The following is a 14,178-nucleotide window of genomic DNA, read 5'->3' as shown; positions in this document are numbered from 1 at the left end:
AAACCGCACTCAACGCTCTCGGTATAAACTCAAACATAACCCAGAGCGTCGCCCAGAAAACGGTTTCAGGAGCCAATTGATGATCGATATCCGTCCGACCGCGCGTCGCGCCCTGTCCACAGCAGCGGCGTTGGCCATCACTGTCTCCTTCGGCCTTGGCGCCACCCGCGCACAAGCGGCAGTCGACGAAACAGCGCCAGTAGCCGCGCTGGACCAGGCGCTGGACAAGATTCAGCAAAAAAACTCAGGCGCATTCGACGCACGTATGCAGACGTTGGCGCCGGTGATCGATCAGACTTACGACCTCGAAGCCGTGCTGCGTTCGTCCATCGGCGCGGCGCGCTACATGCAGCTCTCCGATCAGGAGAAGCAAACATTGCTCGCGACGTTCCGCCAATACACCGTCGCCCGTTATCTATCGAACTTCAAACGCGGCTCAGGCGCACGGTTCACACTCGCCCCCGGCTCCCGCCCTTCTCCGATCGGCGGCGAAAAAATCGTCACGACGCATATCGGCTCGGAAGACAACATGCCTGGAACGGAGGTCGACTATGTCGTCAGACCCGAAGCTGGCTCGTGGAAGATCGTTGACGTTCTGCTGGAGGGGCATATTAGTCAGGCGGCGGCGCAACGCGCGGATTTCGGCTCCACCCTCGCCTCTGGCGGCGTCAACGGGCTGGTCGATGTGTTGAACCGCAAGGTCAAAAGTTTCTCCGAGGACTGAACCCCATTATGCGCCGGCCGCATCACTCACCGGACCAGCACACACTGCAAAACGCGCCGCGGGATGCCGCGCCCGCATGACCGGCGCGTTTTCGGTCCTTCAGGCCGCCGCAATCGGAAGCGCAGCGCTCGGGTTGGCCGGGTGCGTGCAGGCCGCGCTGGGAACCACGCTCGTCGCGCGTTTCTGCGCGCGCGAGCGGCGGCGGCAACAGCCTTCCGGTTTCCCGCCGGTTACGATTCTCAAGCCGCTGCATGGCGACGAGCCACTGCTGGATGAAGCGCTGGAAAGCTTCTGCACGCAGGATTATCCCGCGATGCAAATCGTATTCGGCGTCCAGCGCGCCAACGATCCGGCCATTGAACTGGTCCGACGTCTGCAGGCTCGCCATCCCAGCGTCGACATGAGCCTCGTCGTCAACGGCGCGCTTCATGGAGAAAACCGAAAAGTCAGCAATCTGATCAACATGCTTCCTCACGCGAAGCATGAAATTTTGGTCATCTCGGACTCCGACATCCATGTCGGACCAGATTATCTCCGACAGGTCGTCCTTGCGTTCCAGACGCCTAATGTCGGCCTGGTGACGACTCTTTATGCCGGGCTACCCGCCAGCAATGCACTACCGCGACTGTTGTCGGCCTGTCAGATCAACCACAATTTCCTGCCGGGCGTGTTGCTATCCCGGTATCTGGGACGCCAGGATTGCCTTGGCGCAACGATGGCTCTCACTCGGTCCATGCTCGACCGGGTCGGCGGCCTGGATGCGCTGGTCGCGCATGTGGCGGACGACGCGGTGCTGGGACGTCTCGTTCGGGCGCAGGGTCAGGATATCGCCATCGCAGGCTGCATGACCTGGACGACTATCGCGGAAGACAGCCTGCCAGCGCTGTACAGCCATGAGCTTCGGTGGGGACGCACGGTGCGGGCGTTGGCGCCGGTTGGCTATCTCGCATCGTCGATTCAGTTGCCCCTTCTGTGGCTCACGCTGGCCGTCGTGCTGCAGCCGCACGCATCCTGGCCCTTCATCCTGTTTCTCTGGTGCTACGGCTTCCGCGCCGTCGCTGCGTTCGTCATGGATCGCTGCGTCGGTCAACGCTCACTCGTTCCCTTGTTGCTGCTCGCGCCGCGCGACTGGCTCTCGGCGATTATCATGGCGAGCAGCATGACCGGCACGCGGGTCGATTGGCGCGGACACACCATGCATGTTTCCGGGCACGTCGCGGGACCGGCCCACGCTTCTCCCGTCAACGCAATTCCCCCTCCTATATCCACGGGGGACTAGAAGCAGCGTCTCCCGCATCGGGTCGTTTTTCCCTGCGGCATGACAGCGATACCCGAAACCGCTATGCAAGCGCCTCCGGTATTGAGTCAGTGTCGTCGCGACCCCATTTTCCGGCGACTACCCTATCTCCGCCACTCGCTTTGGCTCCAATTCGGCAAGGACCGCCCGCCATGATGAAGACCCTGTTTCTGCAACCCCCGTCATTCGACGGCTTCGACGGCGGCGCCGGCTCCCGGTATCAGGCCAAGCGAGAGATCAAGTCTTTCTGGTATCCGACATGGCTGGCCCAGCCTGCAGCATTGGTCGAGGGCAGCCGCCTGATCGACGCGCCCCCCGCGCGCATGGGCATGGAGCCGATTCTCGCCGACGTGAAGAATCGCGATCTGGTCGTCCTGCACACCTCCACTCCGTCCTTCGCGAAGGACGTGCAGGTGGCGCAAATGTTAAAAGACGCCAATCCTAACCTGAAGATTGGCATGGTCGGCGCGAAGGTCGCGGTTCAGGCGGAAGAAAGCCTGCTGAAGGCCTCGCCTGTCGATTTCGTCGCACGCAATGAATTCGATTTCACCATCAAAGACGTCGCCGAAGGCCGGGATTTCAAGGATATTGACGGCATTTCCTGGCGCAACAGCGAAGGCGTGATCGTCAACAACCGCGACCGCGCCATGATCGAGAACATGGACAGCCTTCCGTTCGTAACGGAGGTCTACAAGCGCGACCTTCGGATCGAAGATTATTTCATCGGCTATCTGATGCATCCGTACATCTCGATCTACACGGGTCGCGGATGCAAATCGCGCTGCACGTTCTGCCTGTGGCCGCAGACGGTCGGCGGCCATAACTACCGCACCCGCAGCCCGCAGCACGTCGCCGCCGAAATCCGTCTTGCGAAGCAGTATTTCCCGCAGGTGAAGGAATTCTTCTTCGACGACGACACCTTCACCGACGACCTGCCGCGCGCCGAGGCGATCGCGAAGGAACTCGGCAAGATGGGCGTCACGTGGTCGTGCAACGCCAAGGCGAACGTTCCCCGCAAGACGCTTGAAGTCTTGAAGGACAACGGCCTGCGTCTGCTGCTGGTCGGCTATGAGAGCGGCAACCAGCAAATCCTTCACAACATCAAGAAGGGCATGCGCGTCGAGGTCGCCCGCGAGTTCACCAAGAATTGCCACGAACTCGGCATCAAGATTCACGGCACCTTCATCGTCGGCCTGCCCGGCGAGACGAAAGAGACGATCCAAGAAACGATCAAGTTCGCGACCGAGATCAACCCGCACACGCTGCAGGTCTCCCTCGCCGCGCCGTATCCTGGCACCGCCCTGCATAAGCAGGCGACCGAGAACGGCTGGCTTGATGAGTCCCACGCCGAACTGATCGACGAGAACGGCGTGCAGATGGCGCCCCTGCACTATCCGCATCTGTCGCACACCGAAATCTTCAACAGCGTCGATGAATTCTACCGGAAGTTCTATTTCCGCGCGCCGAAGATCGCGTCGATCGTCAACGAGATGGTGCGCAGCCCGCAGATGATGAAGCGCCGCCTGCGCGAGGGCGTGGAGTTCTTCCACTTCCTGCGCGACCGCCGCGCGGCCTGATGCGGGGGACGCCGACCACCGGCCGCTTTCCGGCACGAAAGAGCCGGCGGCGGGCGGGCCGACGCCCTCACCTCACGCGCCGCTAAATTATGAAGCGCGCCATCATTTCCGCTGACGATTTCGGCCTTTCGGCCGAGGTCAACGAAGCAATCGAAATCGCTCATCGCGACGGTCTGCTGTCCACAGCCAGCCTGATGGTCGCAGGCCCGGCGTTCGACGACGCGGTCGAACGCGCACGCCGACTGCCAGATCTTCGCGTCGGCCTCCATCTGGTGGCGATCGAAGGACCGGCGACGCTGCCGCCCGCCGACATCCCTCTGCTGGTAGCTCAGGACGGGCAATTCCCGTCCGACCAGCTTCGTCTGGGGGTGGAGTATTTCTTCCGTCCATCTGTCAGGCGCGAACTCGCCGCCGAGATCGCTGCGCAATTTGAGGCGTTTCGAAGCACTGGCCTACGCCTGGACCACGCCAACGCCCACAAACATATGCATCTCCATCCCACCGTCGGGGCATTGCTGATCGAGATCGGCAAGAAATTCGGCCTGCAAGCGGTGCGCGTGCCATTGGAGCCGTTAGAGCCGCTCTACGCGGCCGGGATTTATACCGACACTCTGGGCGACGCGGCGCTACGCCGCTGGACTGCACTGCTTCGACATCAAGCCCGCGAAGCAGGCATGATCACCAACGACTGGTGCTTCGGCCTCGCATGGAGCGGACATATGACCCCAAGCCGCGTGGCGGCCCTGGCCGCGCATTTGCCGGAAGGCGTGTCGGAAATCTATTTTCATCCCGCCACGAGCAAAAATGCGCTGATAAGCCGGCTGATGCCCGACTATGAACATGAAGCGGAACTGGCCGCCCTGTGCAGCCCCGGTTTCCGCGCCGGGCTGGCCCACTCCTGCACGCGCCTAATCGGCTGGAACGATCTTTATTGAGGCGTTGCCGGATCAGCATATCGGACAACTTAAACGGAATTATGCGCGGCAGGTTCTGAATAACGCAGCGTGGTGGACGCCTTTGCGTGCTGAACGACCGGATTCAACGAGACGAGCGAAAGCCGGGTACGGAGCGCCGACGTCTTTGCGCAAGCAAGCGCAACCGATAGAGCCACCCCAACCACGACGTGTTTCAAATCGATACATGTTACGGCGATTTCCGGGACACGAGCCTTCTTTCTGCGTTCACTATCCGTCGCGACGTCGCCGTGAAACGAGACGCGCGTAAGCCGCGTTGAAAATCTCCGCACAATCATCCGGCGTGTTCCAGGGCAGCGAGACACGTACCGCACATCCGGCGAGATCGCCCAGCCCCATCGCCTCCAGAACATGCGACGTCGCCACTTTTCCTGAGGAACACGCGGATCCTGCCGACACGCAGACCCCGTCCAGATCAAGCGCGATCAACTGCGACTCGCTCCTGATCCCGGACAATGCCAAAGAGGTCGTATTGCCCAGACGAGGAGTTCCGTCGCCACAGACGGTTGCACCGACCGCTCGCGCAGCAATCTCGATGGCGTCGCGGAGGGGCGCAAGGTCTCTGGGACGCGTCGACGCAGCATCAAGCGCCGCTGCCATACCCATGATAGCGGGAAGAGCTGGCGTGCCACCGCGACGGCCACGTTCCTGCCCCCCACCAGCCTGTACCGGCGCTAAAGACACCGCCCCTTCGCCCGCAAGCAGCAGCGCCCCGGCGCCTTTTGGGCCGCCGAACTTATGTCCCGAAATCGCAAGGCTGTCCGCCCCCAAAGACCCGAGGTCAAACGTCAGTCTGCCCGCCGCCTGTACGGCATCCACATGAAGACGTGCGCCGTATCGTCGACAAAGCGACGTTATCTCGGACATCGGGTGCAATACGCCGGTCTCGTTATTGGCCAGCATGGCGCAAACGAGCGCGCCATGTTGACCAACTTCGCTTAAGCGCGCCTCCAATACTTCGAGGTCCAGGGTTCCGTCCCGGAGGACGGGAATCGTGCACAAAGTGGAGTCGTCTAACGCGCGGCGGATGGCGTCGTGCTCGGTGGCGCCAACCAGAAGCGTCCGGCCCGCTCCAAGACCACGCACCGCCAACAGGTTCGCCTCAGTCCCCCCGGAAGTGAACACACAGTTCTCGGCGGACGCTCCAAAACGCTCCGCCACCAGACGGCGACTGTGGTCCAGCGCCGCACGCGCAGCGCGCCCCGCCCGGTGCAGAGAGCTGGGATTTCCTGTGATTTCCGCGCCTTCGACCATTGCCTCCAAGGCTTCCGGGCGTACAGGCTCAGACGCATTAGCGTCGAGGTAAAGACCCGATGACGGCGCTTTCGGCGTGAAGCTCACGACCGCCGCACGGACGAGATAGGCACCTGTCCGCCCGCCCCTCTCTCACGCTTTTGTACGTTTTCTGTAGCCATTACCGTGAACTCGCAGATATATGTTGCTTCGAAGCCACGATTTGGCGCAAACAAAAGGCGCTCTTGAAGAACCTTAACAAGTGGCGAGACGCCGGGTGCGGCGCCAAGGAGGAGTACCTTTCATGGACGTTCGTGCGTTCGAGTCAACCTCCTTCTTACCATCCATGAAGCTTACGACGCGCCACGCAAGCAAGGCTCGCCCGCGCCGCTCGTTGCCAGGCGATCCGGCCGGGTGACCTCCCTGCGTGATGGAAACAGCGAGAGGCGGCGCATCGCGCGCAGATCTCCCCTGTTGAATAAGCATCTCGCGCAACGTAAGCCCGGCCCCAAATAGGGAATGGCGAGTGTCTTTGAGCGGTCATGCAGTGCGGAGCTACGCTTTCGCCGCGCCGCCGCAAAGAGATCAAGTTTCGTGACTTTACATTCGAACCCGACGGATCGGCGAGGCATCGTCACCCGTTCGGCGACCACCTTTAACACGGCGACCGTCATGCCCAGGGACGGCCACCAGAAATCGTGGAACCATAATGCCTGAGGTTATGTTCGCCGGCCCCGACGGCCGCCTAGAGGGACGTTACCACCACTCCAGCGAGCCCAATGCGCCACTGGCGCTGGTTCTGCACCCCCACCCGCTGCATGGCGGGACGATGAACAACCGCATCACTTACGCGATGTACCGCTCGTTCGAGAAAATGGGTTTCTCCGTCATGCGCTACAATTCGCGTGGCGTAGGGCGTTCGCAGGGACGCTATGACGGCGGCATCGGCGAAATTTCGGACGCAGCTGCGGCCCTTGACTGGATGCAGGCAGTCAACCCGAACTCCAGCGCGCTGTGGATCGCAGGGTATTCGTTCGGCGCGTTCGTCGGCATGCAGCTTCTGATGCGTCGCCCGGAAGTCACCGGCTGGATCAGCGTCGCGCCCCCGGCCGCTCATTATGATTTCGGCTTCCTTGCCCCCTGTCCCTGCGGCGGTCTGATGATTGCTGGCGGCAAGGACGACATGGCGCCGGAACCAGCCATCCACAAGCTGGTCGACAAGCTGAACACTCAGAAGAACGTCACTGTCGATTATCGAATTTTCCCTGAGGCCGACCACATCTTCGCCAATCAGGCGGAGCAGGTCACCGATGCGCTTGAAGACCATGTAGGCACAGTCATGGCGCGTCGCGCGATGCCGCTGGCCGCCGACTGACACTCCTTCGGGCAGCGGCGGTTTCTCCTGATCGTCTGGCGTGGTAGACCTCCCCGCGCCAGACGATCAGGACCAGACTGAGATGACCCAGCCCGAAGCATTATCCACCGCCACGCTCCGCAGCCCATTTCTGCAGGAAGCCACCGCGCGCGGGTTCCTCTATCAGTGCACTGACGTCGACGCGCTCGACACCGCCATGTTGGCTGGCCCGGTCACAGGCTATATCGGCTTCGATCCCACCGCTGACAGCCTGCACGTTGGCTCGGCGACGCAAATCATGTTGCTGCGCCTGTTGCAGAAACACGGCCACCGTCCAGTCGCACTCCTTGGCGGCGGAACGGCGAAAATCGGCGATCCATCCTTCCGCGAAGAAGCCCGCTCACTGATGAGCGAAGAGACTATCGCAACGAACATAGCCGGAATTGAGAAAAACCTGCGGCAGTTCATGACTTTCGGCGAGGACTCTTCTGACGCCGCTCTCGCCAACAACGCCGATTGGCTCGACCGCCTTCCCTATATCGAATTGCTTCGTGAAGTCGGCGTGCATTTCTCGGTCAATCGTATGCTGTCTTTCGATTCCGTGAGATCGCGTCTCGAGCGCGAGCAAGGCCTGACGTTCCTCGAGTTCAACTATTCCATTTTGCAGTCTTTTGATTTCCGAGAACTGAACCGACGCTTCGGCGTCAGCCTGCAGATGGGCGGGTCCGATCAGTGGGGCAACATCGTCTCCGGCATCGATCTTGTCCGCCGCACGGACGGCAAGCAGGTCTTCGGCTTGACCGCGCCGCTGCTGACCACGTCGTCCGGCGCCAAGATGGGCAAATCCGCCAAGGGCGCCGTGTGGCTGTCGGCGGAGCGGCTGCCCGTGTTCGAATACTGGCAGTTCTGGCGCAACACGGAAGATGCAGATGTCGGCCGCTTCCTCAAGCTCTTCACTGATCTGCCGGTGGAGGAGTGCGATCGTCTCGCCGCAGCAAACGGCGCCGGGATCAACGAGGCCAAGAAAATCCTCGCCACGGAAGCAACCGCCCTGTGTCACGGGCGCGCTGCGGCCGAGGAAGCCGCCGAGACCGCACGCCGCGTGTTTGAGGCCGGGCAACATGTGGACACCCTGCCGACGTGCACGCTTCCTCACGCCGACCTTGCCGAAGGCATTCCCGCCTTTCGTATTTTTGCGGAGGCCGGTCTGGTCGCAAGCAACGGCGAGGCGCGGCGCCTGATTCGTGGCGGCGGCGCGCGCGTCAATGACGTGACGGTTACGGACGAGGGACAAACCGTCTCCTTGGCCGATGCGGTCGACGGCGCGATCAAGCTGTCTTCTGGTAAGAAGCACCATGTGCTGGTGCGAAGCGACGCCTGATTGTTGCAAGCGTAACGCAAATCCTCTCTCGACGTTTCCATCGTCATTTCAACGAAGTTTCATGAATCGGCCCTGCCGGTCGTGAAACTCCGCTTTTCTTCATCGTCGTCTTATTCTTAAGATAAAATTGACGATGGAGAGGAAGCCTTGGTCCCTGAGGAATTTCGCAAGCGACTGTTTGACTGGCCGGACGCACCCGTTCCCGTGGCGTTCGACGGTGCGTTGTTTGACGACCTTCCCTCGCTGCTGAAAAATGCGGGCTTCAAACCTCGATCCCTGTTCCTTGAGCAGACCGATCGGGAGATCCAACGCACCAGCCCACAATACATCATGGCGCCGCGCGACCGGCTGGAATTGCTGCTATCCTTACCTGACATTACGACGGGCGGCGTATTCTGGAACGCGCCCGGCGTCGAGGAGATGGCGTTCTACCGGCACCTACGGAGCCTGACAATGGTGCGGCTGCCTGTTCCCGAAGAAGAGCAGAAGCCAGGCGGGCCGAAGACGGAGATGCACGTGTTCCGTCATTTTGATCCGGCGACTGTCGCGATTACGATGCCTGCAATGAAGGCATCTCAAAGGGCTCGGTTGCTTGGTCCCGCCAAATCTCTTCTACTCGATGCACCAGAGGGCGTATTCGAGGCCAAATGTAGAGACAATTGGCCCTCGCCCACGCTTGGCGCTTTGTGCTTTACCAGCGATCAGCTGGAAGGAATTTCAAATGACCTTCTGGATCGATCGAGAAAAAAAATTGCTGAGTGGCTACGTCTTGATCAGCCGCTTGCAACTGAGTCTATGACCAATATGGAGCTCATAAATTTTGTGAAACAGCGAGAACTTGAAGCACGAAATTTGGGCGCATCAACAGAAGAGGGTTTCGGATACTATTCAAAGTTATGGCTCATCTCCAACGGAGAGATTACCCATCAACAGGAAACTCAAAAATTCCTGTGCGGACCTTACGCGGATGCTAGATTGCGCGTTTTGATGAATCAGGACGAATCATTACAAGGCAAGCCGCCACGGATTTCCGCTAATGGGTAAACGCGCTAGCGTCTCGGATTCCGATCCAACTTATACGCCTTCGACGCGCAAAAGAGCCGCACCAAGTTCAGGCGAGGCCGGAGCCACATCAACAGACTGCGCAGCTTCAACAAATAAACGTCATGAAAATATAGGTACTGAGCCGGGGAAATCTCAAAAGAGCGCCCGCGAGCGGTGTGTAGGAGCCACTCCTGGGAAATACTCACGAACTGGGCTCGATCTATTAGAGCGCAGCGCACATGAGGGTAAAATAAGAGTAAAAAGCGGCACGGAATACAAAAAAGCGTCCAAAGATGAAATTTTAGCATTACGTGCGACAGAAGGAGCGTTGAAGAATAAAAAATCGTCGAACACAACAAAATTTTTAAGAGAAAATGTTCAAGTCCACGTTCAGACAACCCAAAATGGCGAATATAACTGGTTGCCTTTAAATAAAAAAATTCATATGGGGCACAGAAAAGTAGGGAACGAAGATTTTGCCGCAGTAAAACAATGGAATAATAAATACTACCAATATGGAGAAAAATCTCCTGAGGTTCGCCGTTTCATGCTAAACCCTTACCATTATCACTTCGAGTACGGTCCACTGAACTCCAGCGATGGCGCTTCATTTGGCTCTGACGACACTTACAAAAAAGTATCCACATCGCCACCCAGCTTTGGAACAGGAAAACGCAAAAAATGATCCAACCAGAAATAACAGGAGAACTTCCTGACGATCTCTACGAAAGAATAAAGTCCCTGTGCAAAAAGGGAGATGATTTAGCTAAAGCCGCCCTTTTTGACGAGGCCCTCGACCAATACGACGCTGCCTGGCGGCTTGTTCCTGACCCCAAAAATACTTGGGAGGCCTCAACCTGGATTCTGGCGGCCATAGCTGACTCCTGCTTCTTGGCTGGGTACAACACGTCAGCTACTGAGGCCCTAGCCTACGCTATGACTTGCCCGGGGGGGTTGGGTAACCCATTTCTTCATCTTCGTTATGGACAGTCTCTCTTCGATCTTGATCAAAAAGACCATGCCGCCGATGAATTAATGCGAGCCTATATGGGCGGCGGAATTGAAATTTTTCATGGCGAAGACAAGAAGTATCTTACTTTCCTACGAAGCGTCGCCAGAAACATCGTTTAAAGACAAATACCAATCCAGGTTGTTCTAAGTTTTCGAGAGTCTTCTCACAGCTTCCTCACCCTTGATACGAAGAAATCTCCACCAGATTCCGATCCGGATCGCGGCAGTAAACCGACGTGATCGGCCCTAGCGCTCCAAGGCGCGCCACGGGGCCTTCCACCACCTCGACGCCGCATTTGCGCAAATGCTCGATGATTTCTTCGCTGCGAACGGCGGCCACGAAACACAAATCGTTGGCGCCGCAGGTGGAGTATTCGGCGGTCTCCCACCCCTCCATCCCCTCGGGACGCAGATTGATCTTCTGCCCGCCGAATTTCAGGGCGGTGCGGTTGTGGCGCCCGTATTCCTCGCGCTCCATCCCCAGAACGCGCTGGTACCATGACGCCGAGATTTCGACGTCGCGAACCGTCAGCACAATATGATCGAGACGATCGACGGTAAAACGCATTCCACGAGCACCTTCCACAAGAGGGACCACAACCTTGCTGGAGCGAAGCCCGGCGCGCGTTGCGACCGCACGGCCCCAAAGGATGGAGGGACCGCGCCACTGTCTTTATGGGGGCATAAACCGGGAGGAATGCAAGCCCCTCGGGACATTGCCCCGAGGGATCCGGATCATGCCTGCGTCAGGTCAGGCCAGCGTAGAAGTCGTTGCCCTTGTCGTCGATGACGATGAAAGCCGGGAAATCCTCGACCTCGATCTTCCAGACGGCCTCCATGCCAAGCTCGGGGTATTCCAGAACCTCGACCTTGCGGATGCAATCCTGCGCCAGACGCGCAGCCGGGCCGCCGACGGAACCCAGATAGAAGCCGCCATAGCTCTGGCAGGCGTCCTTGACGGCCTTGGAGCGATTGCCCTTCGCCAGCATGACGAACGAGCCCCCGGCCTTCTGCAGGTCGTTGACGTAGGAATCCATGCGCCCTGCCGTGGTCGGGCCGAAGGAGCCGGTCGGCATGCCTACGGGCGTCTTCGCAGGGCCCGCATAATAGACCGGGTGGTCCTTCAGGTACTGAGGCAGGCCCTCGCCCCGATCCAGACGTTCCTTGAACTTGGCGTGGGCGATGTCGCGCGCCACGACAACCGTTCCCGTCAAAGCGAGACGCGTCTTGACCGGATGCTTCGACAGTTCCGCACGGATTTCGTCCATCGGGCGGTTCAGGTCGATCTTTACGACGTCGCCGCCGAGGTGCTCATCCGTCGTTTCCGGCAGGAAGCGGGCCGGATCACGCTCAAGCTGTTCGAGGAACACGCCCTCGGCGCTGATATACGCCTTGGCCTGACGATCTGCCGAGCAAGACACGCCGATGCCAACTGGAAAGGACGCGCCGTGGCGCGGCAGGCGGATGACGCGGACGTCATGGCAGAAATATTTACCGCCGAACTGCGCGCCGATGCCCAGTTTCTGGGTCATCTTCAACACTTCGGCTTCCATCGCCTCGTCACGGAAGGCTTGAGCGTTCTCGTTGCCTTCGCGCGGAAGCGAATCGTAATAATGGGTCGAGGCCATCTTGACCGTCTTGAGCGTCTGCTCGGCCGACAGACCGCCCAGAACAATGGCGAGGTGATAGGGCGGACAGGCGGACGTGCCGAGCGTCTTCAGCTTCGTCTCAAGCCATTTGAGCAGGTTTTCCTTGCTTGAGATCAACGCTCGCGTTTCCTGGAACAGGAACGTCTTGTTGGCTGACCCGCCGCCCTTGGCGACGAACAGGAAATCATACTGCTCGGGATGATAGGTGCCGGGATTGGCCGCGATGTCCACCTGCACGGGCAGATTGGTGCCGGTGTTTTTTTCTTCGAAAATCGTCAGCGGCGCCATCTGGGAATAGCGCAAAGCGGTGCCGGTGTAGGTGTTGTAGACGCCGCGCGAAAGCGCTTCCTCGTCATTGCCTTCCACCCACACCCGCTGGCCTTTTTTGCCGACGACAATCGCCGTTCCGGTGTCCTGGCACATAGGCAGCGCGCCGCCAGCGGAAATGCAGGCGTTCTTGAGAAGATCGAGCGCCACGAACTTGTCGTTGTCCGACGCTTCCGGATCTTTCAAGATTCGGGTCAGCGATTCCAGATGTCCCGGTCGCAGCAGGTGCGCGATGTCGTTAAATGCCTCAGTCGCAAGCGCCTCGAGGGCGGCAGGGTCGACGCGCAGGACGGTTCGACCATCGACCGTCAGCGTGCTCACGCCTTTCACGTCAAGCTTACGGTAGGGCGTTTCGTCGTTACCGAGCTGGAACACAGGGGCGTAGGCGAAATCCCGTGTCGCTGAAGCCTTGGCGACGGAGGAATCCGGCGCTTTTGCGACGGGGGTCTGAACAGTCATTGTCTCGGTCTCCCGACGTGCGCTCCGACCGACGACCACGCCAGCCAGAATACGTCAGCCTTGATTCGGGCCCTTCTTGCGGAATGCGTCGAGGCTTACGACCGCAGGAGAAGCGTCGGGTTCTGGCTCTGACCGCTCCTCCTGAACGGAGGGGGTTTCTTCCAGCACGGGCACCGCCGCCTCCGGCTCGTCCGGCGTCGTGAAACGCAGGGAGAGCTGGATATGCGGGTCCGCAAATCCCGTAATCGCCGCTACCGGGATCACAAGCGTCGAACCGACGCCGCCAAAAGACAGTCCAACCGAGACGCAACTTTTGATCCTGTCGACCGTAAGGTCCCAGAACTGATGCTGCAGCACGATGGTCATCTCATGCGGGTACTGGGCGCGGAGCCGGGCCGGAATCTCCACACCAGGCCAGTCGGTGCGGAAAGACACATAGAAATGGTGGCCGCCCGCAAGCCCCTCCCGGCTCACATGTTCGAGCGCACGCAACATCACCTCGCGATAAGCGTCTTCCATCCATGCCTCGTAAGGCAGGAGGCTTTCCGGCAGTTCGCCGCCAAACTCGGTGTCGTCGTGATCGCTGGCCATCGCAAAAGCCCCTGTTTTTAACAAGCGTCCCCCTCACGCCGTGCGCTTCGGAGACGGTCTTTCGGGCGCGCGGCGCAACATGCCGACGCCAGCCCGTCTGGAAGAGGGATGCGGCAAACAGGAACTGAACGCAAGCGCCGTTGGGCGACGCGTCGTCACGCAAGGGTGAACGCGCCAGAACCGCCATGGGTCGTGAAGAAAACTGAAGTGGGAGGGCTTCTGTTGCCCGGTGCCCTCCCGAACCGCGCTTATCGCTTATGCAGCGACAGCGAGCACCTCAGAGTTATCGTTGGCACTTGTGATTTAGCCCGATGACGGTGGTACAATGCCGGGCAAAAGGAACGGTTTTACCACGCGTGTCGAGCCTGTTTCGTCCCCATGTTTCCCCGCCCCGAAGGGCTGGAGGAGATGGTGGAGACGCCGGGTACCGCCCCCGGGTCCACAACGCTTATTCTACGTTCCGTTTATCGCCATAGCCAAGGAGCCGAAACTCCTCCTGCATGGCGACATATAGGCGTCCGCCCTACCGCGCGCAAGCGCTCGCCATCCCAAAGCGG

General features: G+C 59.7%; 13 protein-coding genes and 1 other RNA gene. 9 read left to right on the top strand and 5 right to left on the bottom strand.

The annotated features are described in order from the left end of the window. The first annotated feature begins 79 nt into the window (after positions 1 to 79). The 4 genes from HK28_RS06750 (at position 80) to hpnK (ending at position 4,533) form a co-directional block, all read left to right on the top strand. A complete protein-coding gene (locus HK28_RS06750; protein ID WP_086643842.1) occupies positions 80 to 724 on the top strand; it encodes an ABC transporter substrate-binding protein in 645 nt (214 codons plus the stop codon). A 76-nt stretch (positions 725 to 800) separates the two neighbouring features. Next, on the top strand, positions 801 to 2,003 hold the full coding sequence (gene hpnI, locus HK28_RS06745) for a bacteriohopanetetrol glucosamine biosynthesis glycosyltransferase HpnI (RefSeq protein ID WP_086643841.1): 1,203 nt from the start codon (positions 801 to 803) through the stop codon (positions 2,001 to 2,003). A 170-nt stretch (positions 2,004 to 2,173) separates the two neighbouring features. Continuing rightward, positions 2,174 to 3,598, top strand: a complete 1,425-nt coding sequence (hpnJ, locus tag HK28_RS06740) for a hopanoid biosynthesis associated radical SAM protein HpnJ (RefSeq protein ID WP_086643840.1) — start codon at positions 2,174 to 2,176, stop codon at positions 3,596 to 3,598. Between the two features lie 89 nt (positions 3,599 to 3,687). Further along, entirely contained in the window at positions 3,688 to 4,533 is an 846-nt protein-coding gene (gene hpnK, locus HK28_RS06735; protein ID WP_086643839.1) for a hopanoid biosynthesis-associated protein HpnK, read from the top strand. Between the two features lie 249 nt (positions 4,534 to 4,782). Here hpnK and HK28_RS06730 read toward each other — a convergent pair whose 3' ends face one another. Then, positions 4,783 to 5,913 carry a cysteine desulfurase family protein gene (locus HK28_RS06730; protein WP_086643838.1) on the bottom strand — a complete coding sequence of 377 codons (1,131 nt, stop codon included), beginning with the start codon at positions 5,911 to 5,913 and terminating at the stop codon, positions 4,783 to 4,785. 601 nt (positions 5,914 to 6,514) lie between these two features. Here HK28_RS06730 and HK28_RS06725 point away from each other — a divergent pair. The 5 genes from HK28_RS06725 (at position 6,515) to HK28_RS06710 (ending at position 10,715) form a co-directional block, all read left to right on the top strand. Beyond that, positions 6,515 to 7,180 (top strand): alpha/beta hydrolase, encoded by a 666-nt coding sequence (locus HK28_RS06725; protein WP_026398848.1) that lies wholly within the window; start codon positions 6,515 to 6,517, stop codon positions 7,178 to 7,180. Between the two features lie 82 nt (positions 7,181 to 7,262). Continuing rightward, the gene (gene tyrS / locus HK28_RS06720; RefSeq protein ID WP_086643837.1) at positions 7,263 to 8,540 is read left to right on the top strand and encodes a tyrosine--tRNA ligase; all 1,278 of its coding nucleotides are present in this window, start codon (positions 7,263 to 7,265) and stop codon (positions 8,538 to 8,540) included. Between the two features lie 147 nt (positions 8,541 to 8,687). Then, positions 8,688 to 9,584: a DUF4123 domain-containing protein gene (locus tag HK28_RS06715; protein WP_086643836.1), complete on the top strand. Its 897-nt coding sequence runs from the start codon at positions 8,688 to 8,690 to the stop codon at positions 9,582 to 9,584. After that, positions 9,577 to 10,269, top strand: a complete 693-nt coding sequence (locus HK28_RS13735; RefSeq protein WP_143217343.1) for a hypothetical protein — start codon at positions 9,577 to 9,579, stop codon at positions 10,267 to 10,269. The genes HK28_RS06715 and HK28_RS13735 overlap by 8 nt, the downstream gene beginning before the upstream one ends. After that, entirely contained in the window at positions 10,266 to 10,715 is a 450-nt protein-coding gene (locus HK28_RS06710) for a hypothetical protein (protein WP_086643835.1), read from the top strand. Before HK28_RS13735 ends, HK28_RS06710 begins: the two co-directional genes overlap by 4 nt. Before the next feature lie 55 nt (positions 10,716 to 10,770). On the opposite strand, the gene HK28_RS06705 is transcribed toward HK28_RS06710, so the two are convergent. The 4 genes from HK28_RS06705 to ssrA form a co-directional block, all read right to left on the bottom strand. Next, entirely contained in the window at positions 10,771 to 11,163 is a 393-nt protein-coding gene (locus HK28_RS06705; protein ID WP_026398851.1) for a VOC family protein, read from the bottom strand. A gap of 178 nt (positions 11,164 to 11,341) precedes the next feature. Continuing rightward, on the bottom strand, positions 11,342 to 13,030 hold the full coding sequence (locus tag HK28_RS06700; protein WP_086643834.1) for a fumarate hydratase: 1,689 nt from the start codon (positions 13,028 to 13,030) through the stop codon (positions 11,342 to 11,344). 54 nt (positions 13,031 to 13,084) lie between these two features. After that, positions 13,085 to 13,621 (bottom strand): SspB family protein, encoded by a 537-nt coding sequence (locus tag HK28_RS06695; RefSeq protein WP_086643833.1) that lies wholly within the window; start codon positions 13,619 to 13,621, stop codon positions 13,085 to 13,087. A gap of 206 nt (positions 13,622 to 13,827) precedes the next feature. Then, positions 13,828 to 14,161: a transfer-messenger RNA gene (gene ssrA, locus HK28_RS06690) on the bottom strand. Between the last annotated feature and the right edge of the window lie 17 nt (positions 14,162 to 14,178).

It is taken from the genome of Acetobacter sp. DsW_063, from assembly GCF_002153745.1.
Taxonomy (GTDB): domain Bacteria; phylum Pseudomonadota; class Alphaproteobacteria; order Acetobacterales; family Acetobacteraceae; genus Acetobacter.
The sequence above is the reverse complement of the archived record's forward strand: the minus strand, read 5'-3'. Positions and strand labels throughout refer to the sequence as shown.